Annotated in this window: 22 protein-coding genes and 1 pseudogene; 9 read left to right on the top strand and 14 right to left on the bottom strand. The window is 53.5% G+C overall.

What is annotated here, in order from left to right; genetic code table 11:
• Window positions 1-11: 11 nt before the first annotated feature.
• Window positions 12-1,235 (bottom strand): MFS transporter, encoded by a 1,224-nt coding sequence (locus tag ACRQ84_RS20930; protein ID WP_483818516.1) that lies wholly within the window; start codon window positions 1,233-1,235, stop codon window positions 12-14.
• A 140-nt stretch (window positions 1,236-1,375) separates the two neighbouring features.
• On the opposite strand from ACRQ84_RS20930, the gene ACRQ84_RS20925 reads away from it, so the two are divergent.
• Window positions 1,376-1,996: a TetR/AcrR family transcriptional regulator gene (locus ACRQ84_RS20925; protein ID WP_483818493.1), complete on the top strand. Its 621-nt coding sequence runs from the start codon at window positions 1,376-1,378 to the stop codon at window positions 1,994-1,996.
• A 106-nt stretch (window positions 1,997-2,102) separates the two neighbouring features.
• On the opposite strand, the gene ACRQ84_RS20920 is transcribed toward ACRQ84_RS20925, so the two are convergent.
• Genes ACRQ84_RS20920 through ACRQ84_RS20905 form a run of 4 tightly spaced genes read right to left on the bottom strand, consistent with a single transcriptional unit; the run spans window position 2,103 to window position 5,544 of the window.
• Window positions 2,103-3,056: a nuclear transport factor 2 family protein gene (locus tag ACRQ84_RS20920; protein ID WP_483818492.1), complete on the bottom strand. Its 954-nt coding sequence runs from the start codon at window positions 3,054-3,056 to the stop codon at window positions 2,103-2,105.
• Between the two features lie 29 nt (window positions 3,057-3,085).
• Entirely contained in the window at window positions 3,086-3,412 is a 327-nt protein-coding gene (locus ACRQ84_RS20915; protein ID WP_064740117.1) for an EthD family reductase, read from the bottom strand.
• A 35-nt stretch (window positions 3,413-3,447) separates the two neighbouring features.
• Window positions 3,448-4,536 (bottom strand): alkene reductase, encoded by a 1,089-nt coding sequence (locus ACRQ84_RS20910; protein ID WP_483818491.1) that lies wholly within the window; start codon window positions 4,534-4,536, stop codon window positions 3,448-3,450.
• Between the two features lie 9 nt (window positions 4,537-4,545).
• Window positions 4,546-5,544, bottom strand: coding sequence for an LLM class flavin-dependent oxidoreductase (locus tag ACRQ84_RS20905; protein ID WP_483818490.1), 999 nt, complete (start codon window positions 5,542-5,544; stop codon window positions 4,546-4,548).
• A gap of 212 nt (window positions 5,545-5,756) precedes the next feature.
• Between ACRQ84_RS20905 and ACRQ84_RS20900 the strand changes: the two genes are divergently transcribed.
• Together ACRQ84_RS20900 and ACRQ84_RS20895 are read left to right on the top strand one after the other, a co-directional pair.
• Window positions 5,757-6,509 carry a hypothetical protein gene (locus ACRQ84_RS20900; RefSeq protein ID WP_483818489.1) on the top strand — a complete coding sequence of 251 codons (753 nt, stop codon included), beginning with the start codon at window positions 5,757-5,759 and terminating at the stop codon, window positions 6,507-6,509.
• Window positions 6,506-7,417: a LysR family transcriptional regulator gene (locus ACRQ84_RS20895; protein WP_483818488.1), complete on the top strand. Its 912-nt coding sequence runs from the start codon at window positions 6,506-6,508 to the stop codon at window positions 7,415-7,417. The genes ACRQ84_RS20900 and ACRQ84_RS20895 overlap by 4 nt, the downstream gene beginning before the upstream one ends.
• On the opposite strand, the gene ACRQ84_RS20890 is transcribed toward ACRQ84_RS20895, so the two are convergent.
• The 3 genes from ACRQ84_RS20890 to ACRQ84_RS20880 form a co-directional block, all read right to left on the bottom strand.
• The gene (locus tag ACRQ84_RS20890; RefSeq protein ID WP_483818487.1) at window positions 7,418-8,524 is read right to left on the bottom strand and encodes an alkene reductase; all 1,107 of its coding nucleotides are present in this window, start codon (window positions 8,522-8,524) and stop codon (window positions 7,418-7,420) included.
• A 123-nt stretch (window positions 8,525-8,647) separates the two neighbouring features.
• On the bottom strand, window positions 8,648-9,826 hold the full coding sequence (locus ACRQ84_RS20885) for an MFS transporter (protein WP_483818486.1): 1,179 nt from the start codon (window positions 9,824-9,826) through the stop codon (window positions 8,648-8,650).
• Window positions 9,827-10,119: 293 nt separating this feature from the next.
• Window positions 10,120-11,235 (bottom strand): metallophosphoesterase, encoded by a 1,116-nt coding sequence (locus ACRQ84_RS20880; protein ID WP_483818485.1) that lies wholly within the window; start codon window positions 11,233-11,235, stop codon window positions 10,120-10,122.
• Between the two features lie 124 nt (window positions 11,236-11,359).
• On the opposite strand from ACRQ84_RS20880, the gene ACRQ84_RS20875 reads away from it, so the two are divergent.
• The gene (locus ACRQ84_RS20875) at window positions 11,360-11,713 is read left to right on the top strand and encodes an MmcQ/YjbR family DNA-binding protein (protein WP_483818484.1); all 354 of its coding nucleotides are present in this window, start codon (window positions 11,360-11,362) and stop codon (window positions 11,711-11,713) included.
• A 30-nt stretch (window positions 11,714-11,743) separates the two neighbouring features.
• On the opposite strand, the gene cybB is transcribed toward ACRQ84_RS20875, so the two are convergent.
• Together cybB and ACRQ84_RS20865 are read right to left on the bottom strand one after the other, a co-directional pair.
• On the bottom strand, window positions 11,744-12,283 hold the full coding sequence (gene cybB, locus ACRQ84_RS20870) for a cytochrome b561 (protein ID WP_483818483.1): 540 nt from the start codon (window positions 12,281-12,283) through the stop codon (window positions 11,744-11,746).
• A 90-nt stretch (window positions 12,284-12,373) separates the two neighbouring features.
• On the bottom strand, window positions 12,374-12,868 hold the full coding sequence (locus ACRQ84_RS20865; RefSeq protein WP_483818482.1) for a MarR family winged helix-turn-helix transcriptional regulator: 495 nt from the start codon (window positions 12,866-12,868) through the stop codon (window positions 12,374-12,376).
• A gap of 198 nt (window positions 12,869-13,066) precedes the next feature.
• On the opposite strand from ACRQ84_RS20865, the gene ACRQ84_RS20860 reads away from it, so the two are divergent.
• Both ACRQ84_RS20860 and ACRQ84_RS20855 read left to right on the top strand, forming a co-directional pair.
• Window positions 13,067-14,215, top strand: coding sequence for an MFS transporter (locus ACRQ84_RS20860; RefSeq protein ID WP_483818481.1), 1,149 nt, complete (start codon window positions 13,067-13,069; stop codon window positions 14,213-14,215).
• A gap of 87 nt (window positions 14,216-14,302) precedes the next feature.
• Window positions 14,303-14,725, top strand: a complete 423-nt coding sequence (locus ACRQ84_RS20855) for a nucleotide triphosphate diphosphatase NUDT15 (protein ID WP_064740105.1) — start codon at window positions 14,303-14,305, stop codon at window positions 14,723-14,725.
• On the opposite strand, the gene ACRQ84_RS20850 is transcribed toward ACRQ84_RS20855, so the two are convergent.
• From ACRQ84_RS20850 to ACRQ84_RS20840, 3 genes are all read right to left on the bottom strand, one after another.
• The gene (locus ACRQ84_RS20850) at window positions 14,712-15,083 is read right to left on the bottom strand and encodes a RidA family protein (protein ID WP_483818480.1); all 372 of its coding nucleotides are present in this window, start codon (window positions 15,081-15,083) and stop codon (window positions 14,712-14,714) included. The two genes, ACRQ84_RS20855 and ACRQ84_RS20850, sit on opposite strands and share 14 nt — an antisense overlap.
• Window positions 15,084-15,093: 10 nt before the next feature.
• Entirely contained in the window at window positions 15,094-15,558 is a 465-nt protein-coding gene (locus tag ACRQ84_RS20845; protein WP_483818479.1) for a GNAT family N-acetyltransferase, read from the bottom strand.
• 109 nt (window positions 15,559-15,667) lie between these two features.
• Window positions 15,668-16,414 carry an SDR family oxidoreductase gene (locus ACRQ84_RS20840; RefSeq protein WP_483818478.1) on the bottom strand — a complete coding sequence of 249 codons (747 nt, stop codon included), beginning with the start codon at window positions 16,412-16,414 and terminating at the stop codon, window positions 15,668-15,670.
• A gap of 99 nt (window positions 16,415-16,513) precedes the next feature.
• Here ACRQ84_RS20840 and ACRQ84_RS20835 point away from each other — a divergent pair.
• Window positions 16,514-17,415 (top strand): annotated as a pseudogene (locus ACRQ84_RS20835) (cupin domain-containing protein).
• On the opposite strand, the gene ACRQ84_RS20830 reads toward ACRQ84_RS20835, so the two are convergent.
• Complete coding sequence (locus tag ACRQ84_RS20830) at window positions 17,412-17,834, bottom strand: DUF2000 domain-containing protein (RefSeq protein WP_483818477.1); 423 nt, start codon at window positions 17,832-17,834, stop codon at window positions 17,412-17,414. The pseudogene ACRQ84_RS20835 and the gene ACRQ84_RS20830 sit on opposite strands and share 4 nt — an antisense overlap.
• A gap of 267 nt (window positions 17,835-18,101) precedes the next feature.
• Between ACRQ84_RS20830 and ACRQ84_RS20825 the strand changes: the two genes are divergently transcribed.
• Together ACRQ84_RS20825 and ACRQ84_RS20820 are read left to right on the top strand one after the other, a co-directional pair.
• The gene (locus ACRQ84_RS20825) at window positions 18,102-18,581 is read left to right on the top strand and encodes an Lrp/AsnC family transcriptional regulator (protein ID WP_064740101.1); all 480 of its coding nucleotides are present in this window, start codon (window positions 18,102-18,104) and stop codon (window positions 18,579-18,581) included.
• 303 nt (window positions 18,582-18,884) lie between these two features.
• Window positions 18,885-24,860, top strand: coding sequence for an autotransporter outer membrane beta-barrel domain-containing protein (locus ACRQ84_RS20820; protein ID WP_483818476.1), 5,976 nt, complete (start codon window positions 18,885-18,887; stop codon window positions 24,858-24,860).
• Window positions 24,861-24,868 lie beyond the last annotated feature (8 nt).

Genomic DNA, 24,868 nt, shown 5'->3' with positions numbered 1-24,868 from the left:
CGTGAAGTCGATTATCTGTCAATCTCGCTGGCCGGGCTGAGCGCGGTTTTGGCTCGGCTGTTGACTGCCGGGAAACCCCGCTTTGCACACGCCGCCGTGGCCAGCGCCACCAACAGCAATATCAGAATCGCCCACGGGAAGGATTGGGAACCGGCATGCTGCAGCAGCAATCCGCCTGTCACACCGCCGAGGGCGATGGCACTGTTCCAGGTGACAACATTCATCGACAGCGCCACATCGGCATAGTCACCGGCTGCATCGGCTAAAGCCGTTTGCAGCAGCGTTGCAGCCCCCCCAAACGTCACGCCCCAAACGGCAATTCCCGCGTAGATGACGGCGGGTGTTGGCGTACGTAATCCAAAAACGACCGACACCGCAGCAAAAATTGCCAGAGAAAGCAGCACCGCTTTGCGCAGATGCGTATCGATGATCTTGCCGGTAATGAATATGCCGCCCAATGCCGCAATACCAAAAATCAGCAGCACGCTATCCACGCGATCCGCCAGACCGGCTGAAGCAATGAATGGCGCGATGTAGGTATAAAGAATGTTATGCGCCATCATCCATGTCAGCACCACGCCGAGCACGGCACTGACGCCCGGGATCCGCAATACCGCGCCGAGCGGCATTTTTTGCGTGGCGGATTGACCGGGGTAATTCGGTACGGCCAACAGAATCCAGCCAATAAGGATGATAGAAAGTCCGGACATGACGGCAAACGTCAGGCGCCATCCCAGTAACGATCCCATCCAGGTACCTGCGGGTACGCCGAGGGAAAGGGCGATGGGCGTTCCTACCATGGCGAGCGCTAATGCGCGTCCCTGCAGTGACGGAATCACCATTCTTCGCGCATAACCCGCAATCAGACTCCATGCCAAACCTGCGGAAGCACCCGCCAAAAATCTCGCGGTCAAAATAATGCCAATATGGGAGGACACGGCTGTGAGCGTGTTAAAAACCAGAAATCCGCACACCGTACTTAACAGCACACTCCGACGCGACCAGGTTCGGGTCATCAATGTCAGAGGAATTGCCGCCAGCAGTGAACCAGCGGCATAAGCTGTCACTAACTGGCCAGCCAGCGAGGGTGAAATAGCCAGGCCTTGGCTGATTTGCGGCAGCAAGCCAGCCGGGATGGTTTCCGTCAGGATGCAGATAAAACCTGCCATTGCCAGGGCTAGCAGCGCCAACACGGGCAGTTGTTGCGCCTCGCCATTTTTAAACTGTGATTTCATCATTAAACCTTTCTGAGATGGGTAGCGTCGCCATAGCGTGGCGCCGATATATATACTGATCGGTATTTATATTGCGGAGGCGAACCATGCGTTGTCAATGAATTCTGTATCGATTAGTATAAATAGCGGAGGAGGTGAAGATGAGAACAGGCAGACCAAGACAATTTGACCGGGATGAAGCGGTCATCAACGCCATGCACCTTTTCTGGGAAAATGGCTACGAATCAACCTCGCTGGCGCAACTCAAAGCCTCGATAGGCAAGGGGATCACCGCGCCAAGCTTTTACGCCGCATTTGGATCGAAAGAGGCGCTTTTTGCTGAAGCGGTGAGCTGTTATTTGCAAACGCATGCTCAGGTTACGGAAGCTTTGTGGGATACCCGCTTGCCAGCACGTCAGGCGTTGGAGACTGCGCTGCTCAATTCCGCCAGAATGCAGTACGATCCTTCGCATCCGCGCGGCTGCATGGTAGCGCTCAGCGTGATGTCGTCCTGCTCCGATGAAAACCGCCACGTACTTAAACCGCTTGAGGCATCACGAACGCGCACCCGTGAAGGCATCAAGCATTGCGTGCAGAGAGGTATCAACAGCGGAGAGTTGAGGAATGATGAGGAGACGCGTTCCCTGGCGGTGAGCTTTAACAGTTTTATGCTGGGCATCTCAACGCTGGCGCGTGATGACGTTCCCCTCGCGGAGATTGAGCGGGGAATCGCGCAGATGATGCGATTGTGGGATGCGTCGCGTGCGCTGCCAGGGGAGTAATCTGGCATTGTTCACCTATCGGTAAAGTGAACAATGCCATTTTGGGCCAAAGAGAATTTCTCATTCATCTGCATCGTGCTGAAAGAGAGTTTTTCTAATCAGCATGTTATGCGTTGAACGGCAGGGTATTTTCAGAAAACCAACCCGGAACATATTCGCTCCAGGAGAACTTCCAGTATCCCTCCTCTTTACGAAGCTCAATACGATAATGCGCTCCGTACATCCATTCGCCCTGTTGATTTTTGATCTGTCCGGGTATCAAGCGGCCAGTCCACATCTCGGCGCTTTCACCGTCTGAACCTACTGTGATTTTAAGCGCTACACCGTAATGCTGCATCCACGGCCAGTGACGTCGAAATTCCTTTAGCGAGCCGACAATATTGTGGTGTCCGCTCAGCGGCCCTAAAGGCGGAAATTCCCCTTTAGCATCCCAGGTGTAACATGTGCGAAATTGGCCAAAATCATTCTGATCGATACCCCATGAGTAGCGAGAGTAAGCCTCTTCAATCTGCTCTTCTACTGTGGAAACAATCTGGTTATGCGGTATACAGGCCCAGGGTGAATCAAGTTCACTGACCAACACCGGCGGTACATCACCCGGCCGCCAACCTTGCTGACCTGGCGGAAGCGTCCAGCCGGATAGGGCGTGACGGTCTCCTTCTACCCAGCTGATATTGACCAGCACTTCCGTCACTTTCCACTCACTATCGATTAAATTTAGCGTTAGACGGACAACGGCACCAAAAAGCGCGGCTGGGGTAGACTTTATATCTGACGCGACCTCTCCGTAGAGGTAGGCGCTGACCATCGCCATACCCTGACCATTATCGGCAGCATAATAATTCGAGGTGACAAGATTGCGATGCTGACCAGAATCCGTATCTTCACGAAATGCCGCGATAACGGTTTCATCACCTTTCAATGTGCCTTTATGGCTACTTCTGAGCGTGACAGAAGCGGACAGGAAGCGTGAGGCGTCCTGCCAATCGCCGGTTTCCCAACTGCGACGAAACGCGTCAAGGAAGCCAAGCGCTTTAGCGCGGCTTATTATCTGGTTCATATATTCACTCTGATTGGTGTCCGGAAGACTCAACGTTTTTTGATTTCAGTGATGTAAGTGACGGCTACGTGATCGGCAAAATTGGGCACATCATCATAGGCCTCAACGCCGGTCGGTGAACTAAACGCAGCCATAGCATCTTCAAGGGAGTCGAACCACAGTTCTGAAAACCCATCGACGGGCGAGTCAGGATAACGTTCGCGATCAATAGGATTGAGCACATAACCACGCAATCCTGGTAAACGCAGGGCAATTTCGGTATGGACTTCATCCCAGTGTTTGACGAAATCTTCGAAACGCTGTCCCTTCTTCCGGGTAATAAAACCCACATGCTTAAAGCCTTTTACCGTTGTCATATCGATCTCCGCTTGTTTTTTCAGTAAGCCTGCATTCAGGCATGGTCTTCGCCATAAAACGGGTAGTCGGTGTAACCGTCGGCACCACCACCGTAATACGAGCTCTTTTTCGCCATCGTCAGCGGCCAACCGTTTCTGATCCGATCCACTAAATCAGGATTGGCAATAAAGGGACTGCCAAAGGCCGCGAGATCGGTTAGACCATCTTTAATCAGGCTTTCGGCTTGGGTGGCTGTCAGACCGCCTGCGAGAATCAAGGTGCCACGCCAGGTGTGTCTGAACTCTCGTAGCAGGCCGTTGAACATCACTGGCCCCTGAGCCATCAGATGAACATAGGCAATATCACGACGATTAAGCTGTCGGCCTATGTGCAGATAGGTTTCTGATGTCTGGTTATATGACGGCATGTCCTGCAACTGATTGCAGGGTGAGAGACGTACGCCGGTACGTCCGGCACCGATCTCAGCAATAACCGCATCGGTAATGTCCAGCAGCAGGCGAGTTCGGTTCTCAAGCGTGGCACCACCGTAGAGGTCGGTGCGGGTATTAAATATGGGGTTGATAAACTGCTCGATGAGATAGCCATTTGCCGCATGAATTTCGACACCGTCGAATCCCGCCGCCATGGCGTTTGCTGCCGCACGACGAAAATCGTTAATTACACGGGCAATTTCATCCGTCTTAAGTGCTCGCGGTTTGCTGGCGGTTACCGTTGCTGCCTGACCATTTTGATCCCAGGCAAACGCATTGCCGCCCTGAATAGCGACAGCGCTAACGGGATCTTGCCCCGCTGATTGCAGGCTGGTATGTGACACGCGGCCAACATGCCAGAGCTGAGCAAAGATTTTACCTCCCCGCGCATGCACGGCATCCGTAACCGGCTGCCATGCTGTCACCTGGCTGTCGAGATAAATGCCGGGTGTAAAAAGATACCCCATCCCTTCACGTGAAACGGGCAGACCTTCGGAAACGATCAGCCCGGCGCTGGCGCGCTGCGCATAATAAAGAGTGGTCAGCTCATCGGCATGTTCATCGCTGGCGCGCGAACGGGTCATGGGCGCCATCACGAAGCGATTGTTGAGCTGAATATTCCCGAGCTGATGACGGGCAAAAAGCTGTTTCATATTGCCTCCTTACCGTTTCCAGCATTCAGCAATCAGCTGATGGGAACGAATTCGCGCGTCAGCGTCATGGATCCAGGAGTTCACCATAATTTCATCTGCCCCGGTGCGGCGCACCAGATCCGTAAGGCTTTCGCGTACCGTCTCGGGTTTACCCCAGATCGACTCGCGCAACTGACTCAGCACGCGTTGTGCCTCAATGGGGTGCCACAACGCATTCATGTCATCAACCGGCTTGGGAAGTTTCACCTCAACGCCACGCCCCAGATTGACGAATTTCTGCAATTCAGTGGTTGCAAGTCGATCGGCTTCCTGCTGAGTGTCAGCCGCAACCACGTTAACGCACACCATGACATAAGGTTCGGCGAGGGTTGCAGACGGCCTGAAGCCGGAGCGGTAAGTATCAATCGCCGCCAGCATCGCGTCGGGTGCAAAGTGCGAGGCGAACACCAGTGGCAGGCCTTTCATTGCTGCCAGTTGTGCGCTGAAGGTGCTGGAGCCCAGCAACCAGAGTGGGATATTGAGTCCAGCACCCGGAACCGCGGTGACGCGCTGACCAGGGCGAGAAGGCGCCAGGTAATGCTGCAACTCGTCCAGCATTTCGGGGAAGTCGAGTCCCTTCGCGCGGCTTTCGCGGCGTAAAGCCTGAAGGGTTTCCTGATCGGTGCCCGGCGCCCGGCCCAGTCCCAGATCGACTCGGCCTGGGTAAAGCGTTTCAAGCGTGCCGAACTGTTCCGCAACCACCAGTGGGGCGTGGTTAGGCAACATAATGCCGCCCGAGCCAATACGAATTTTGTCAGTTTTGGCACCGATGTGACTCAGAATTACCGTAGTAGCGGCACTGGCAATATCGACCATATTGTGGTGTTCAGCCATCCAGAAGCGATGATAGCCCGCCTCTTCGGCCGCTTTAGCAAGACGAACACTGTTGCTGATTGCATCGCTAAGATTGTTGCCCTCTGTAATGGGAGCCAAATCCAGCAATGACAGGGGGATGTAAGTGTCTTTCATAGTCATTTCCTCGGCCTCGGTAATCAGTTTTGAGGCGAAACAGTAAACCTGGAAATCACTATGATTGTTTTTTAGGAGATGATAAATCCGGTTAAGTGCGCATCTGTGTAGACATAAATTCCACAATTAAACGGGAAGGTTAGCGGTATCTTAACGTCATCCTGACAAGCGGATAATCCGCATGTCACTTACTCTACGCGATGGGAATATCGATGACAGATGAACAGATAATCAAAGCCCAATATCATGCAGCCTGTGATATTGCATACCGCTGGTTTTCCTTCTTTGAAGGAGAGACTGAGGCACTTGATCAGCACAGCGCTCTCTTTTCCGAAGATGTCATCCTGACGCATGCAGGCACGCACCTACTTGCCCAGGGAAAAGAGGAAATAAAACAGTGGCTGCGTAATTTACCTTATGAAAAGGGTTCGCACTTCATCCGTAATATTGATGTGATTAACAGGGCTGATAACCAAGCCGACGTTAATATGAATATTAGTTATCAGAGAATTGACGCTAATCAGGAGGTGGGTGGCGCCTTATCGGAATACAGAACAAGGGTGAAATTTGATGAACGGCACAATGCGACATTTACATTCATTCAAAAAACACCCCGTTTCCCCAATCCAGATCCGGTGTTTCATGATTCATTTGCTGTAAATCGACTTCGTTCGTTTATTGCACGTTTCAGCCAGTTAATCATTTCTGACCCAAAGGGCATTGCCGAATTAGTGTCAGCAGAAGCCGATCAGCAGACCACAGCTATGATAAAAACCCTTAAATGGGATGAAGAAATCGGCATATTAAAATTGCTGAGCTTTGATCCGAAGCAGTCAATATGTGAATTCCTTATTTCATCCAACGGAATGCAGAACACGCTCGCGCTGACGTTAATTGAGTCGGCGGGGCGTTATATGACTATACTGCGCGCTACAATATCTGAACGTTCACTCAGCAAATCATGAGAAAAACCGATCATTTAGGTGGAATCACCGCATTTGTGACAACCGCGCAGCAAGGCAGTTTTACTGCTGCAGCTGAGCGATTGGGACTGACTAAATCCGCCGTTGGCAAAAGCGTCAGCCGGCTTGAGGATCGCCTTGGCCTCAAACTGTTTCAGCGTTCGACGCGCAGACTGAGTCTGACCCCCGACGGTGAGCGTTTTCTCACTAGCTGCCAAAGTGCCATCGATATTCTTGAGCAAGCAGAAGCGGAACTGACTTCACATATTTGTCAGCCGGCAGGAAGGCTGCGGGTCGATTTGCCTGCGGCCTTTGGCCGCCAGCGCATATTGCCTGTCCTGCTACAAATCACGCGAAAATACCCCGAGCTTGCGCTGACGGTTACTTTTAGTGAGCGATTTGTCGATCTCATCGAAGAAGGTATTGATCTGGTCATTCGCATCGGTGAGCTGGCTGATAGCAGTGGGCTGGTTGCCAGAAGACTGACCACGCAAAAGCTGGTGATATGCGCCTCGCCAGATTATCTGCTTTATCATGGTGAACCCGTTACCGCCGATGAGTTGAGTGAGCATCAGTGCGTTGTGGGATTTCGTCGCAATCAGCCCATTTCCTGGCTGCTGCGGGATGACGAAGGCGTGATAACCCGTTTTACACCCCCGCCGACGCATGAATTTGCCGACGGCGATGCGATGCTTGCCGCTACGTTGGCAGGTTGCGGCTTGTCACAGCTGCCATTGTGGTTGGTGGGTCAACATCTGGAAAGTGGAGCGTTGCGAGAGGTTCTGCCTCTTAACTCGGGGGGAGAGATGCCAATAAGTGCCCTCTGGCCCAAGAGCCGTCAACTGCTGCCTAAGATCCGTTACGTAGTGGATACGTTGATTCAGGCAGCAGAAGAGGGCGCGCTTGACTGATTACGCTTGTTCAGAATAGGCAGGATAATCGGTATAACCTTCCTCAGAGCCACCGTACATGGTGGCTCTGTTAACGTCATTCAGTGGCCAGTTATTCGCCATGCGTTCTACCAGGTCTGGATTAGCAATGTACGGGCGACCAAATGCAATCAGATCGGCTTTGCCCTGGCGCAGATAGGTTTCGGCCAGCGTTTTATCAAAGCCACCGGCGATGATGAGGGTACCTTCGTAGGCGGCGCGGAATTTATCTATAAACCCAGCGGGAATAGCCTGCTCTCCCAACGTTTGCTGATCGCTCAGATGCACATATGAAAGCGAACGCTGCCCCAGCTCTCTGGCCAGTTGCAGCCATGTTTCTTCCTCACCGGCAAATTCGTGCATATCAAAAAGACGTCCAAATGGCGCCAGTCGAATACCGGTTTTGCCTGCGCCAATCGCTTGTGCGATAGCGTCGGTCACTTCCAAAACAAACCGCAGGCGATGCTGATAATCTGCTCCGCCGTATTCGTCATTGCGGGTATTTAAGCCACCATTGATGAACTGCTCCAGCAAATAGCCATTAGCCGCATGAATTTCAACACCGTCAAATCCCGCACGAATAGCGTTTTTCGCTGCGTTGACATAGTCCTGAATCACTAACTGAATTTCATCACGGGTAAGCGCGCGCGGAGTTGAAACCGGTACCGGGCCTGGATTGCCCTGTTCATCCCGGGCGTAGCAGGTTGAATTTTCCGCCCTGACGGCTACCGAACTGACGGGAGCCTGACCGTCCTGTTGCAGGCTGGTATGAGAGATGCGACCAACATGCCAGAGCTGAATGTAAATTTTGCCGCCAGCCGCATGGACTTCCCGGGTCGTTTTTTGCCAACCCTGTACTTGCTCATCATTATAAATTCCCGGCGTAAACAGATATCCCTGACCCTGAACGGAAATCTGTGCCCCTTCGGTGATGATCAGGCCCGCAGAGGCGCGCTGTTGATAGTACTTCGCCGTTAATGCATCGGCGGTATCTCCCGCGCGGGCGCGGGATCGCGTCATCGGTGCCATCACAACGCGGTTTTTCAGTGTGATGTCTCCTAACGTGTATGAGGTAAACAACTTGTCCATATTTTGCTCCTTTAAGTAAATGCACCCTCATGATGAGGGTCAGGAGAGGGTAAGAGAACACCTGTCTATTCCGAACAGATGTTCCATAAATTCTACTTTAAACTGCCGATTTACTGTTGTGCATCAAGCTCGTTCTGCGCGAAGCTGCGTCGATTTGGTGTCAGAACGGTGCTTCACCGCGATGCTGATGAACGCCAGGAGGGCAAAAAGTACGCTACTAAGTACCACCGAGTGCGTGCCGAGTTGAGCGATAAACCAACCGCCGGTTAGCGAACCAATAGTAATGCCAAGGTTCGAGAACGACATATAAAGACTGTTGGCAAATTCTGGCGCTTCGCTGGCCTCGCGCATTAGCCAGGTTTGGCTGACAACCAAGCCGGAGGAGTGGAATGCGCCCCAGAACACGGTCAGCAAACACATTGCCAATGGAGAAAAGCCGAGGAACCACACCAGCAGAAAGACCACGGTAAACAACAGCGGATAGGCGTATGTGGTTTTCACCACGCTCTTCTGCAGAAAACTGCTGAACACAAAGTTGCCGGTGAAACCACAAATGCCGAACAGGATAAGCATCGCGCTAATGGCGTTGTTGCTGAGATGTGTCACGCTCGCCAAATAATCAGCGACATAGCTAAACCCAGAGAACATTGCCGCGAACACCAGCGTGACGGTGGAGATCGTCAGCCACAGTTTGCCATTACGTAATACGGAAACCTGGCTGGCAAAAGAGACTTTATGGGTGGCGGGCATGGATGGCATAAAGACCATGACGCCGATGAACGCCAGCACGCAGGCGAACGCACCAAAGTAAAATGCCGCAGACAGTGAAAGGTGATCGGCAATCAGTGAACTCAGCGGTACGCCCAATACTAAACCGATCGCCACGCCAGCAAAGACCTTGGCGGCAGCGCCAGCGGCTTTTTCTTTTGGAACAGAATTAGCCGCCACCACCAGCGCAACGGCAAAGAATACCGCATGCGCCAGCGCAGGAAGAATACGGAATAGCAGCATCAGGTTGAAGACATCAGTAGTGGCATATATCAGGTTTGAAATAATAAATACCACCAGAATACTGAGCAACACCGTTTTCTTATTGAATCCTGAAAGCATTAAAGTGATAAACGGCCCAGTCACCGCCACAATAATGGCGTAAATACTGACGAGGAATCCCACCTGTGTTGGCGTGACATGAAGTTGGGAGACGAGTTTTGGCAACAGACCAATGATGGCAATTTCGGTGGTGATGACCCCGAAAACAGCAACAGACAGCGCCAGTAAAAGCAGTGAGATTTTATTTTGCATAGCATACCCTTGTGAAAAAATCGCAATGAAATAAAGGAAAGCCAAAGAGCGGAATACGACCTTTATGCGTTATGACCGGTATATTTTTCCGGAAGCGCATCATCGCCAAGTTTTCACAGCGGGGAAATACGCTTATAAACGTTTCAGTGGAGACATAGATTCGTCAATAAGGTTGTTAATAAGAGGATAGGTTTCATCAAACTCGATATATTGACGCAACCTTTCAGGCAGGCGCGCATTGAGCAAATGCCCCAATGCGCGTTGATCTTCTTTCTCTTGGGGGCAAATTAGCGTTAGGGTTTGCGCTGCAGCGTAATGCGGGTTAACTCGGAGGGGCGGCCCAAACGTACCGCCATGCCAGGCCACAGCGCGGTACCATTGTTGACGTAAAGTTGCATGCCGCCCACCTGATAAAGCCCCGAGACAAAGCCCGCGTTGGGTTTCGCAAACAGTCGGTCAAAACCTACAATCAGGCCGCCGTGCGTGTGACCGGAAAGTTGCAGATCGATTTTCTTAACCGCATTTTGCCGGGCGTTACGCGGCTGGTGATCGAGCAAGATGATCGGTGCATTTTCCGGTGCGCCCGCCAGCGTTTGCTCCAGATCCGGACCGACAGCACCACGTCGTGACGCTGATGTATCTGGCATGCCTGCAATCACTAATTCAGCCTGATCGCGCTTAATGACCGTATGGCGATTAAGTAGCGGCTCAAGGCCGAGTGACGCCAGATGCGCAGTCCAGCGCTCCTGCTCGAAGAAATACTCATGATTCCCGGTGATAGCAAAAACGCCATCCGGCGCATGTAGCCCACGCAGCGGTTCAACATCCGCACGGCGATTCTGCAGCGTGCCGTCAATCACATCGCCGGTGACCAGAATGAGATCGACATCCAGCGTCATGGCTTTTTGCACCAGCGCGCGCGTCCATTTCTCATTGAAGAGTTTGGTGATGTGCATATCGGTTAACTGTAACAGTTGATAGCCTTCAAACGCGCGGGGAAGGTTATCGATCTCAATCGTCACATCTTTAATCGGCGGAACGCGGATGGCCTGATAAACGCCGACGGTGGCCAGAATCATGGCAAACGCCGCCGCTACATAGCGAACCGCAGGCACGATTTCAAACGGATGACGGAACAACAACGAAACGAGCGCCACCACATCAATTACCAACTGCGTCAGCGCAAGAAACAACACGGCGCTGAAGCCCCAGTTGAATAAGATGACAATTGCGCGCGGCATTTCCGGGGAGAACATGCTGCCTGATGTAAATCGACTCACCAGCAGATACTGCGAAGCCAGTAACACCAGTAAAGACAGAATGATTTTTAACAGCAATGGCATGGCTAACGGGAATAAAAATCGTACGATCACATACCAGCTCGGTATGCTAAAAATCAGATGAAACATCACTCACTTCCCTGGTTAAAGGCGCTACACCAGCGCAAAAATACCCTACGCAGTGTAGTCTTAACGGCTTAAAATTATGGCTTCGCGTGTGCTTTTTTTACGCGCCGCCGAACAAGGAGGATGCATGCAACGCCAGCAGTTGTTCGATCACATCAATCAGCATTATCAGATAGAGCCCGATTATCCGTGGAAAAAGCTCAGTGAATATGCGGTGCTGCGTCATCCACGGCACCGCAAATGGTTTGCGCTGGTGTTTCCGCTGGAGAGTCACAAACTCGGCCTGCCGGATGGACCGGTGATTGAGGTGATGAACATCAAAACCCGGCCCGAACTGAATGGATCGCTGCGTCAACAGCACGGCGTTTATCCGGCTTATCACATGAACAAAGAACACTGGCTGAGCATCACGCTGGAAAACGGCTTGCCGGATAGCGAGATTCTGGCGCTGCTTGACGACAGCTTTAACCTGACGTTTTAGTCAGCCTATGTGACAATGTCACTATTAGCCTCAACGCGAGCGACGCGATGGCATCATGCGCAGTAACGTGTTGTCTTTGAAAAGATAATGGTGCGCCAGCGCGGCAACCGCATGAATGCCAATCAGCCAGTAACCATAAGGCGCGAGTGTTTCATGCCAGTCCGCAATCATGTCGGCGAAATCGGGATCGGGATCGCCACTTACCGGCATCGGAATGCCGAAGATCCACCATGTGCGGCCCATATAAAAGCGTGACAAAATCCCCAGCGTCGGCAATACGATGAAAAACACGTAGATCGCCAGATGCATCAGATGCGCCAGTCCGGTTTGCCAGTGCGGTGGTTTGGGCAAAATTGCCGGGCTGCTATGGCGAAAACGCAGCAGGATGCGTGTCAGCATAATCACCAGCACACAACTTCCTGCGCTGAAGTGACTCATGATCATCGCAAAGCCTTGCCACGAACCGCGCGTCGCCAATCCACGGAATTCCATGGTGCAATATGCAATAACGACTAACAGAAAGGTCAACCAATGAAGAAAAATCTGCGATGGCGCGTATTTATTGCTCATTTCTAATCCGTAAAATGCCTGGCGGGATGCGTACTTTAAGGGAAAATGCGCTGAATTAATTCATTATTTGACACATTAGTCACCTCGTTTTTACTTTTCCGTTTCACTTGCCACTAACAATTGACTCAATAAGCTTTTGAGCTGCAATTGCTGAGAGGCATCCAGCGCAGCCAGCAGGTTGTTTTGCGTTTCCGTATGCACTCTCAGCGCTTGCTCGATCTTCGCTAATCCCGCATCGGTAAGCGCCACCAGCATGCTGCGCTTATCCTCGGGATCGGCGACACGCACAATTGAACCGACGGCTTCCAGCCGATTGAGGCGATGGGTCATCGCGCCCGATGTCACCAGCAACGATTTATACAGCTGCGTGGGCGATAAGCGATAGGGCGCACCCGCACGTCGCAGCGTGGCAAGCACATCAAATTCGCCATCGCGAAATCCAAACGGTGCCAGTGCTTCAGCACGGGCTTTCGCCAGATGCTTCATGATGCGCAGCATGCGACCAAAAACGGCCATTGACGATGCATCCAACTCCGGCATCGCGCTGGCCCACTGTTCCACCACAAAATCGACGTGATCCGTCAATATCCTTCTCCTTACAACCTGGTTGATGCATTTCTGCCCACACCATATATCGCGCTGCTACGGTGTGTACGGTCATTGATTTTCACCATCATCTCTTGCGCATTGAATCTCCCATTTGTTGCTTTGTGCGCATGGGCTATTGTTGTTGCAAAAAGTATCTTAACGTTAAGACACTTTCAATGTGTCTGGAGATGCTCTGTGAATCGTACTTTACCTGCGGTTGGGATGTTTGCCTTACTGGTTTTTATTATCGCCCTGAATTTACGGCCAATTATGGCGGCGATGGGGCCGCTGTTTCCGCTACTGCAGCGCAACGCGCAGCTCAACGCGACGCAGCTAAGTCTGCTCACCACGTTGCCGGTAATCATGATGGGATTGGCGGCGCTGGCCGGTCCGCTGCTGCTGCGTCAGCTCGGTGAAGTGCGCGGTATCGCTACCGGATTAGTGTTGCTGGCGCTGGCGAGCGTAGCGCGCGGATTCGACCAATCCGCGGGTGCGTTGATTATCAGTGCGCTGGTGGCGGGTGGCGGCATCGGGTTAATTCAGGCAATGATGCCAGCGCAAATCAAACGTCACTTCGGTGAAAAAGCGGGCACGCTGATGGCGCTGTTTACTACCGGCATTATGGCGGGCGCAGCGATTGCCGCCGCCAGCGCGGCGCCATTGGCGAATACGCAAGGTTTAGCGTTAACGCTGGCGATTCCAGTCGTGCCTGCAGTCCTCGCGCTGTTGTTATGGCTGAAGATTTCACACGGCGTAGCGCCGATTCAAAGCAGAAACCCGCCACGCGCCACGCGCTCCACGCGTGCGTGGCTGTTGATGATCTTCTTTGGTATCGGTACCGGTGCATACACCTTAGTGCTGGCGTGGCTGCCGCCGTTTTATATGCAGCACGGTTGGCAACCGGAGCAGAGCGGATACGTGCTGGGCGCGCTGACGCTGACGGAAGTAGCCGCAGGATTTGTCCTGTCGGCGCTGATCCATCGTTTCCGCGATCGTCGCCGTCCGTTGCTGGTGGTTTTAACTTTTATTTTGCTGGGCTTGATGAGTTTGCTGCTGCTGGGTGGCGCGCAGGTGTGGCTGCCCACATTGCTACTGGGAGTGGGCATTGGCGCGCTGTTTCCCCTCTCGCTTATCGTTACGCTCGATCACGCGCACACGCCGGAAGAAGCGGGCGCATTGCTATCATTTGTGCAGGGAGGCGGTTATTTACTGGCGGCGTTGATGCCACTGATCGCGGGCATTGTACGTGACCGCGCCGCCTCGCTGGATAGTGCGTGGATCATAATGAGCGTGGGTATTGTGCTACTGATGGTGATGGCACTGCGTTTTAAACCGCAAAGATAAACCGCCGACAGAGAATGTGATAAAACGTGGGGCAATTTTTATACCTAAGGTCGTCATGTGTGACGGCCTGGCAAAAAAGGAGCAACGATGTCGCCACAAGTGGGGATCGGCGTATTAATTTTCCGCAACGGAAAACTGTTACTGGGGCAACGCAAAGGCAGTCACGGCGCGGGCGACTGGTCTGCGCCGGGCGGGCATCTGGAGTTTGGCGAATCGCCGGAAGCCTGTGCGCGTCGAGAAGTGCTGGAAGAAGCCGGCCTACAGCTTGGCGAACTGCAAAACGGTGCGTTCGTTAGCGATGTGTTTCCCGAGGTCAACAAGCACTACATAACGCTGCTGATGGTGGCGCAGGATGTTATCGGCGAACCGCAATTGATGGAGCCAGAAAAGTGCCACGGCTGGCAATGGTTCGCGCCGGAGGATCTGCCGCAACCGCTGTTTGCGCCGCTGCGCACCTGGATGGCGCGCGATGGATTGGCGGCGCTGCAGGCACTAGCTAAAGTGCGATAATCGCCTCAATCTCAATCTTTAAATCCGGCGAGAAAAGTTGGCTGATTTGTACCAGCGAACTGGCAGGAAGATGGTCGCCATAGTGTTTAAATAGCACGGTGCGTAAAGCGTTGATTTCATCAAATGAGGTGATGAAAATCGTCACCTTGATCAGCTTTTCCAGCGAACTGTTTTCCTCAGCCGCGATGGTATGCAATTGCTGGAATAGGGTTTCTGCTTGCGTAGCGATATCGGCCTGCTGCGCTGGCGTACCGAAGGCGGTCAAGCCAGAAACATACAAGGTATCATTGTGCTTTACCGCATGCACATAAGGCGCTTTGACTTCACCCAATTGCGGATAGTTTTTACGAATCAGCATCTGTTTCTCTTTAAACAATTTCAAGAACCATCACCGTAACTTCTTCATCAGCAATCTCACGCTGCTCCACATCCTGCCAGCCGAAGCGGCGATAGAGCGCTTGTTGATCCGGCGTATACAGCCACAGCGCGGTAATCCCACGCAGACGCGCTTCGGTAATGACGCGCGTCACTAAAGCACTCGCCAGCCCTTTGCCACGATGTTCTGCGGCAGTAATGACTTCGCCGAGCCAAAACTCGCGCTCGGCGATATCGTTAAGTTCGTAATGGATTATGCTGGCGGTCGCCATCAATGCGCCTTCTGCCGAGGTCGCAATCAACGTCAGGGTCTGAATTTCATCAGCATTGCGCGCCTGTAAACGCTGCTGAATAACCGCCGCATCGCGCCAGTTGGGTAAATCTGACCATTCGCAATGCAGCATCCGTGTCACCGCGTCCAAAAACTGTGGCTGCTGCGCCAGCAGGCTAATGTGCATTTCCAATCCTAAAACGTGGCAGACGAGAGTGACAACATAGCGGCTAGCCGTTGATGTTGCCAGGCAAACTACCGTTGCTTTTCACCATGGCAGTCGCCGAAATTCACCGTTAGCCCACTTCGTTTGCCAGCGCCACCGCATCTTCGCCGGCTGGAATGCGCATCGGTGCATTGGGATTGGTCGCCGCTTGCCACACCGCTTCGGCTACATCAAGCGCTTTGGTGGTCGGTTGCGGTTGTTGCATCCTGTTAAACACGCCATCTAATAGCGGCTGATAGGGCTCAAGCTGCGTGTTCTCCATGCGCGGCGTAGCGTTCTTGCCAAAATCGGTGGTGGGCGCCAAGCCTGGCAGCACCAGGCGTACTTTGATATTGAACGGCTCAAGCTCCAGCGCCAGCGATTCGGTAAAGGCATTTACCGCCGCTTTGCTGGCGGTATACACCGCCAGCAGCGGCAGAGGTTTCAGCGTTACCGTCGAGGTCACGTTGATAATCGTACCGCTCTGTTTAGCACGGAACTGTGGCAGCACAGCCTGCGACAGTGCGATGGTGCCAAGCGTGTTAGTTTCAAACACGTCGCGTACCGTCGATATTGGCGTGCCTTCTAGCGAGGCCAGCAAGCCAATCCCGGCGTTATTCACCAGCACATCAATGTCGCCCGCTTCAGCAATGGCATTTTTAATGCTGACGGCATCGCTAACGTCCAATGGCAGTAGACGAAGATTATCCGACGCCGGGAACAGATCGGCGCGCGGATTGCGCATGGTGGCGATCACTTTCCAGCCTCGTTCCAGAAAATAGAGCGCGGTGGCGTAACCAAAGCCAGAAGAACAGCCGGTGATCAGAATCGTTTTCATCTTTCACTCCTGCATTGCATTGGGGTAGACGAACACTATAGAGTCAACCAGCTGGACTCACTACAACACAACGTCCGGCTTTCATTCGCAGGAGTCCAAATGATCGATCCCTTAGCTGAAATGGTGTCGCTGCTGCAGCCGCAAGCGGCGTTTTCCAAACGCGCCCGCGCCAATGGCCAATGGCGGGTGGATCGCAGTGAAACCGGTCAGCCGTTCTATTGTGTCGTGCTGGAAGGGCGCAGCCAGTTGAAGATGAAAGGGCACCCAGCCATCTCGCTTGAGCAGGGCGATTTTGTACTGATCCCAGCGGCGTGTGAATTTAGCATGGCCAGTGCCCAACCGCCGGCCGCCGATGCGCCTGCAACAACGCCACACATGCTTGCGCCCGGTGAATTCTGGATCGGCGATCAGCAACAGCCCGCCGATGTACAAACACTCATTGGCTTTTGCCAGTTCGGCGCGCCCGATGCCGGATTAATTGTTTCGCTGCTGCCGCAGTTCATTCATGTTCGCGGCGAATCGCGCTTAACCACACTGGTGCAATTGGTGATGGACGAATGCCGGGCACAGCGTCCGGCGCGCCATGTGGTGCTGGAACGCCTGCTGGAGTTGTTATTAATAGAAGCGTTGCGATCGATAGCGATCTGCAATGCGTGTCCGGGCGTGATGAGCGGGTTAGCCGATGAGCGCCTGGCGGCGGCGATCCGCGCCATTCACGCGAATCCGGCGCACAACTGGACGGTGGCCGAGTTGGCGAAAGCCGCAGCGCTATCACGTTCTTCTTTTTTGTGCGCTTCCGGGAAGCGGTTGGCGTTGCTCCGATGGTCTATTTACTTACATGGCGCATGGCGCTGGCGAAAAATTTGCTGCGTGGCAAACGCATGGCGGTGGCCGAAGTGGCGGAGCGCGTTGGCTATCGCTCCGCCAGCGCGTTCAGCGTGGCATTCAGCCGCTATGTCGGTCAGTCACCCGCGTGGTTTGCGGCTGAAGAGGATAGTTAGCGATAAAGTTTCAAATTACCGGTTAAACGGGTAATTTTTTTCTTTGGACCGATCAAACCGATTGCCACCAACTCAATCTGATCGCTGTGCGTGTCAGCAATACGTTCGCCGTACTCTTTATACGTTTTGCAGGATTGCGCCAGCGCGCTAAACGGCATCGCAAAGATTTCGCTATCCGCGACGCTTATTTGCTGTAATTCGCGCAGGTAATTGCCGTCCGCCAATAACACCGGCAGCGGCGCGTAGATGACGCCGGGATAATTAACGCCATCCTGGCTTTGCTGATCCGGCCCCACCAAATTCCCGATCAATTTTCCAAAACTAATGCCGATAACGCTAGCAGCGTTCATTGCCAATCCTGCAGGCAATTGCTGATCGATCACGATGGTACAGCGATGGGTGTTTGCGTCGAAATTCATGCTTCAGGCTTCACTTTGAGTGGGTTATAAGTACGCGCTTCTGCGAATGACGCTGGTATTTCCGGTGCGCATAAATGCGCACCCTACGCCGTAGGGTCGCCATTCATGGCGACCTGGCTACATCCGCGCAATGACTCTGACGGCAATAATCAGACGAAAAGTATGCCGCATCCCCAAGGGAAAGTGCTTTCTGAATAGGTTGCAAAAGTGGCGGAATAGGGATAAAAACCCCCTTAATCACTACCTAAAGGAAAGAATTATCCGCTTATGACTCTGAGCAAGACAGATATCAAAATCCTCCAGCAGTTGCAGCAGGACGCGCGCATCACCAACCAACATCTCGCTGACGAAATTGGCCTCTCCGCCTCGCCAACCTGGCGCAAAGTGCGCAAGCTGGAAGAGGATGAAGTGATTCAGGGCTATCGCGCTGTACTGAATCGAAAAAAGATTGGCCTTAATGTGATGGTGTTTGTACGCGTCACCATTGATAGCCACAGCGAAGCCGAAGCGCGAAAATTCGAACAGAAAGTGATGGCGCTGGATAATGTGGTGTCCTGCTACAGCATCGGCGGCGATGCGGATTTCTTATTACAGGTGGTGGCAGCAGATTTGGATGCGTATGCAGAATTTGCTATGTCGGTCATTCGCCGCCTGCCGGGGATAAAGGAGATGCAAAGTATGTTTGTGTTGAAAGAGATAAAAGGATTGGCGGCCTGGCCTTTGGAAAAAAAGATGCTTAATGAATAGCTTCTGGAAAATTTCTGAACGCATGTTCATAAAGCCGAATGAAATGAATGTCTCTCAAAGATTTTAATTTACTCATTCAGGGTAGATCCGCTTAAAAATACAATTTTCTTGGCTCAATTCCTAAATCCTCTCTCCCGCCTCACAAATACTTAACTCAAACTGGACGCTTTCCTGCTTAAGCGACGATACTCATTTCATCCGATTTCAAATATTAAAATCCTGAAACAAATTAATTCAGTCAGTTAAACAATCTGAAGCACACTGCTTTGTGCCTTTTGTCTTTTCTCTCTTGAGGAAAACATTGTGTTTAAATTAAATCCGGTATTACTAAGCCTTGTGGCTGCGCAAGGCATGATGTTCCCTGTGTTGCCGACAACGGCAGCGATATTAAAGCCTTATACGCCTGAAATTAATGACAATAAGGTTGGAGCCTACTGTTTATGCAATGGCAGCACGCAAACGCTCAGCGGATTACCAAAGTTTACACCCGGTGAGAGTGGCGTGGGGAGCGTGACAATTGGTGAGTTGCGATCGATTGGTCGTATTATTAACGACGATGTTATTGGTGCGCCACGCTTACAAATTGGGCCGCAAAATTATTCCATCGGCGTTTTTGATCCCAATTACAACACCTATGTTAATTATCAGGCGTTTAATAGCGCGGAACTGGTTGATTTACCCGCTGTTGGTCTGGAAACCGTAGTGCCAGATTATTTTGATGTAAACGACAAGCAATATATCAATGCGCGCGTCGCGTCCGTCAGTAAAGGCACGCTTAATATCGATATGGGTAAGCATAACGCGGCAACGTCTTCCTCCAGTAATAGCTGGTCAATGGCGGCGAAACAAAGTCAGTTATTTACCGCCAGCAATAAAGGGAATTTGAACTGGAACAGTAATAACCGCATTGCCTTCACGGCAGCAACCACGCCGTACGGTGGCGATCGGCTGGCGTATGACGTGGGTAACGTCGTTGAATATGCCGGTGTGTTTAGTGTTGGCATGTACGACGGCAGCGTCACCTGGTTTAACGTCACTAATCTTAGCGAATTGCGTGCTTACAACGACTGGCTCATCGAGCAACTCTCATACGGCAAATTGATTACCCAAAACTACAATAGCGATTTTAATCAGGCCTTTCGCCTGCGTGAGGGCCGCGTGGTCTATCGCATGAGCACCAACAACTTCGACGATGAAGTGGCGCTGCCGATATTCGATCAGGTGGTGCTCAGCGCCGATGGCCCGAAAGCGACAGTGAAAATCAATCGCGGCAAAACGCTGGAAGTGGTGAACAGCAATAGCGCGGTGATGCGCGCCAGCAACGGGGCGAAGGCGATTGTCGACGGCAAACTCTCCAGCACCGGTTCGGGTCTGGAGTTACTTTATGGCGCGCGCGGCTACAATAACGGCGTCATTAACGCCGGTTTTCTCAATAACGCCAATGGTTCAGGTGTGGATAGCAGTACGGTTGGTGCGGGCGGCAGCGCAGTCACTGCCAGTTATGAAAGTCGATTCATTAATCGTGGTGTGATCAATGTGCAACCCGGCGCAGGCTTCAGCGCCGGCATCAATGCCTATAACAGCAAGGTAATTAACCACGGCAACATCAACGTCGGCGTCAGCGATGTCAGTAACGGTGGCGCAGCGGCTGGCGTATTGTTGAGCAGCGATGGCAAAGGCGGTTTCGTTAATGCCAGAGATGGCACCCTCTACATCGGGCGCTCACCGCAAAATCGCAAAAATGATCCAACCGAAGATGTCGCCGTCAATCTGAGTGGCGGTGCCAGCGGTATCTATCAATTTCTTGACTCAAAAGCGGTGAATAACGGCCACATCGTCATTGGCTCAAAAGTGCAAAACGCGGCGGGGATGAAGGTGGAACTTGCGCCTCACGCGGTCACGCTTAACAACGGCGTAATCGACGTAAATGGCCTGATACAACCCGAGCCTGCAGAGAACGTTGGCATGTTAGTGCTCGATTCCGGCAGTCTCGGCAAGGTTGGCAATACGGGCACCATCAATATTAACGGCTACAACAGCACCGGACTCAAAGTCATCGCGCGCGATGGCAATGACTCCGTAGCGTTTTCCAGCGGGGCAATCAATGTGCCTGGCGATGGCGATCGCTATACCGACGCCTTTAGCACTGCAGTGTGGGTAAAGGGCGACCCGGGCGGTACCGCCTACGCAAACCTTAGCGGGCCGATTCGACTTGGCGGAAACGCAAACATTGGTATTCGCGCGGAGGGCAGCGCGGGCGTGGATGTCAGCGCCAATGCGGTGCCGATATCTGTGCCTGATCCCAACGTGTATACCGCTCGCCATATTAGTTTTTATACCATTGGACCCAATGCCAGAATCAACTTACCCGCCAACGGCAGCTACAGCGCCACCGTGCCGTACGGCAACATATTTCGCGTTGCAGATGGTGCAGATTTTGATGGCACCGGCCGCACGCTTTCCATGACCAACGCCTTTGCGACGGGCGTGTACGGCAGTGGTGAGTTCACCGACGTCAATACTAATGGCGCGACCTTCAACGTTGCAGGCAATTACGCCCGTGCAGTTGAGATCAGCGATGGTGCGCACGCCACCATTGATGCGGCTACCCGTATCAGACTGCTCAGCAATGGCGCGACCGGCGCCGTTGCTGATGGCAACAAATTCACCCTGGTGGGCCAACCGATCAATCCGGAAACGCAGTTTAATCCTGATACGCTGCTGATCAACCACGCGGCGCTTAGCGGCGTCGCTGATAATCAGCAGGCATTGGTTGTCACCAATCACGCTCAGTTGCTTAATACCGGCGACATCACCTTAGGCGGCCAGAGGACCAACGGCATTTATGCGCAAAATGGCGCCTTTGCCTTCAACCGTGGCGATATTACGGTGACGCGCGGCAGCACGGGGCTGTATGCGTATGGCAACCCCGAATACACCGATGGCGTAACGCCGACGGAAGTCATCAATGTCGGCTTACTCAATGTGTATAACGTGGATTCTGAGAGTTTTTCTCCCAGCAAAGGGGTGATCTCCTATCACCAGTTGGCGCGCTTCTCGCAAAACGGCACCATCAATTTGTTCGGCTCAAACGCGCTGGCGGGCGCGGTGTTCGCCGGTGGACTGCTTGAGTTAGGCGACGGCAATAGCGTGGTGTACCACGACAGAAATCAATACGGTTTTCGCGCGGCGGATCCCGGTACGCGTTTGATCAGCCATGGCGGCAGTACCGATGTCAGCACGGAAAACTCCAGGTTGTACGAAATTGTTAACGGCGCGTGGCTGTATGCCGAAACGCCAGGCAACGTGACGCTCAGCGGTGAAAGCACCACCGGTATGGACGTGAGCGGGTACGACGCTTCCGTTTCCAGCACCGACAATTACACCGTAACCGGTAAAAATGCCACGGTGATGCGCGTCAGCGGCAGCGCCGAGGGCGTCATTACCAGCGGTATCGCATTGAATGGCGAAAACGGTACGGCGGCGGTGGTCGGCGGCGATGAGTCGGAAATCTACGCCTCCTCGCAAATCACCGGCAATGGCCGCAATAGCACCGCGTTTGATGTGAGCGGGGGCGCGCGCTTGTTTAATCAGTATCAGGGCGTGGTCGATCTCACCGGGCCCAACAGCACCGGCGCGCGCGTGCATGACGGCGGTAACTTTATTAACCGTGGCAGCATGCATATCGCATCGGGCATCGGCGTGGATGTCAGCAGCGGCTACGGTCAATACGTTCCAGTGGACAGTTCCCTGCGTGTCGATGACGGCATCGCAGCGTTGCGCGTGGGTAACGGCGGCTGGCTGAAAATCTACGGCGACGGGCAGGGCGCGAGCGCCATCCAGGCGATGGGCAATGCGGATGGTTTGCTGCTTGATACCGGCGCGCAGGGCTTTGAAGCCAACGACATCATCCTGGGTAGCTACGGTAGCGGCAGCGTGATCAACAATCGCGCTGAAACCACCAATATCTCGCTGGAGAACGTGATGCTGGACGTGAGCGGTGGCAACGGTGTGCGCTCGGCCACGTCGTTCGATCCCAATGGCAGCGCGCTGATTAATGTCAGCGGCGGCGGTACCGGCTACCGCTTCGAAAATGCCGATGGTTCAACCACCAGCAACGATCTGGTGATCGGGAAGGATTATGTCATTTTGGTTTCCGGACAAGGCACCGGCATTCGCGCCAACACCCGCGGCAGAGTGATTTCGCAGGGCTCCATCGGCATTCGCGATTTCAACGGCGGTTCGGCGATTGTCACCAACACCGCCAGCCAGGTGATCAACCAGGGCTCGATTACCTCGCTGAGCCGCGTCTCTCCGCTGATCGATCTGCGCGGCGGAGAGACGGTATTTATCAATGAAGGCACGATTAACGCGCCGTTCCCGGATCAGGTGGTAGTAGCCGGTGGCGCGGGTAATGATGTGATTGCACTGCTCGATGGTTCGGTGATTGGCGATGTGAATACCGGCAACGGCAGCGATGAAGTGGTGGTCACCGGCGGCACGCTGAATGGCAGTCTGACGATGGGCAGCGGCGCAGCGAATCAGGCGACGGTGCAAAAAGTCAGCCTGGCGGATACCCGCCACATCACCACCGAAAACGGCGCAGGCAGCACGCTCAGCCTGAGCGAACTGACGGCGCGCGGCGGCTCATTTGCCAGCGATGATACCCGCAAAGGCACCAACCTCGGCGCGGGCTGGAGCACGCTCAATTTCTTCGCGACGAAATGGACGCTAACTGACAACATCAAACTGGCGCACAGCACCATCAATATTGATGCCGGCAGTACGCTGTTCGCCGGCGATAACGTCAACCCGCTGTTGCAAGGCGCGACCGGTGATTCGCTGGTGGTGAATAACGCCGGTACGCTGGATCTCACCAACGGCGGCAGCACAGCGGCGAATACCTTAACCATTGATGGCGAACTGGCATCGGCGGGCGGCAGCCTGAAACTCAACTCGACTGCGACACAAAGTGACACTTTGCGCGTAAACGGCAATGTCACAGGAACGACGTTGATCGAGGATCGGCTAATCGGCGGCCCGCTGCTGGATAGCAACCGCGATGGCGCGATTGCCAATAACGAAGGTGTGTCGCTGGCGCAGGTGACCGGCAGCGCCAGCGCAACCAGCTTTGCGCTACAGAGCGGCTATGTGGCGTCCGGGCCGTGGCAATACGGCTTAGCCAGCTTTGCGCCCGGCAGCTCCGCTGCGGGCGGATGGGATTATCGATTGGCTAACAACTTTGTCTGTGAAGAGGGTTCGCTGTGTCAGCCACGCGCAGGCAGCAATCAGCGCGCCGCGCGTCTGGCCGTGACGCCGCAGGTGCCATCGTATATCTCGGCACCGGTCGGTTTGGCTTATTACTCGCTGGCGGTAACCGACGATCTGCATAAACGCCTCGGCGAATTGCGTCAGCAGCAAACCGATTCTGCTGCGGTGGGCGGCGAGATGTTTATCCGTTATCTCGGCTCCAATCTCAAATATCAAAGCAATCGCGGTTTAGCGGATTACGGCTACGACTTCGATCTGGATTACAGCGCCGTGCAATTGGGCGGCAACCTGCTGCGTGCTGATGGCGCGAAAGATAGCCTGCGTGGCGGCGTGGCGTATACGCGCGGTAACACCCGTATTCGCCCACACGCGGCGGACGGTTACAGCTCCACCAGTTTTGATAGCGACAGCATTTCGCTGTACGGCACCTGGCTGCGTGACAGCGGATTTTACCTCGATGGCTCATTGAGCTGGGGTTGGTATCGCGGAGAAACCGACATTGCGCGCCAGAAAGAAGTGGCATCACCGAAAGGTAACGGCTGGACGGCCTCGGTAGAATCGGGCTATCCGTTCACCTTCGCCCACGGCGTACGCCTCGAACCGCAGGCACAAATTACCTGGTTGCAGATAAAAATGGACAGCTTCACCGATGGCGATCGCACGCGCGTAGCGTACAACGATTACGATCAAACCATTGGCCGACTCGGCGCGCGCCTTGATCGCACCTGGCAGGACGCCAGCCAGAATGCCTACACGCCTTATCTTCGCGCTAATTACTACAAAGGCTGGGGCGGCACCGCGAAAACCAAGATAGGTTCAGCAGATGCTGAAGGCAGCCAAACCTTTGAAAGCGGTAAGTTCGGTCAGATGTGGGATGTTGGCTTAGGCGGCAGCGCTACGCTGAATAAGGACGTCGCGCTGTATGCCGAAGCGGATTACCGCAAAGAGATCGATGGCAACGGTGCTAAAGGCTGGCGTTATAACGCGGGCGTGCGATGGTCGTTTTAACATTTAGC

It is taken from the genome of Pantoea sp. E2023-21 (assembly GCF_051302795.1).
Classification (GTDB): domain Bacteria; phylum Pseudomonadota; class Gammaproteobacteria; order Enterobacterales; family Enterobacteriaceae; genus Pantoea; species Pantoea ludwigii_A.
This window is presented reverse-complemented; position numbering and strand designations above follow the sequence as displayed.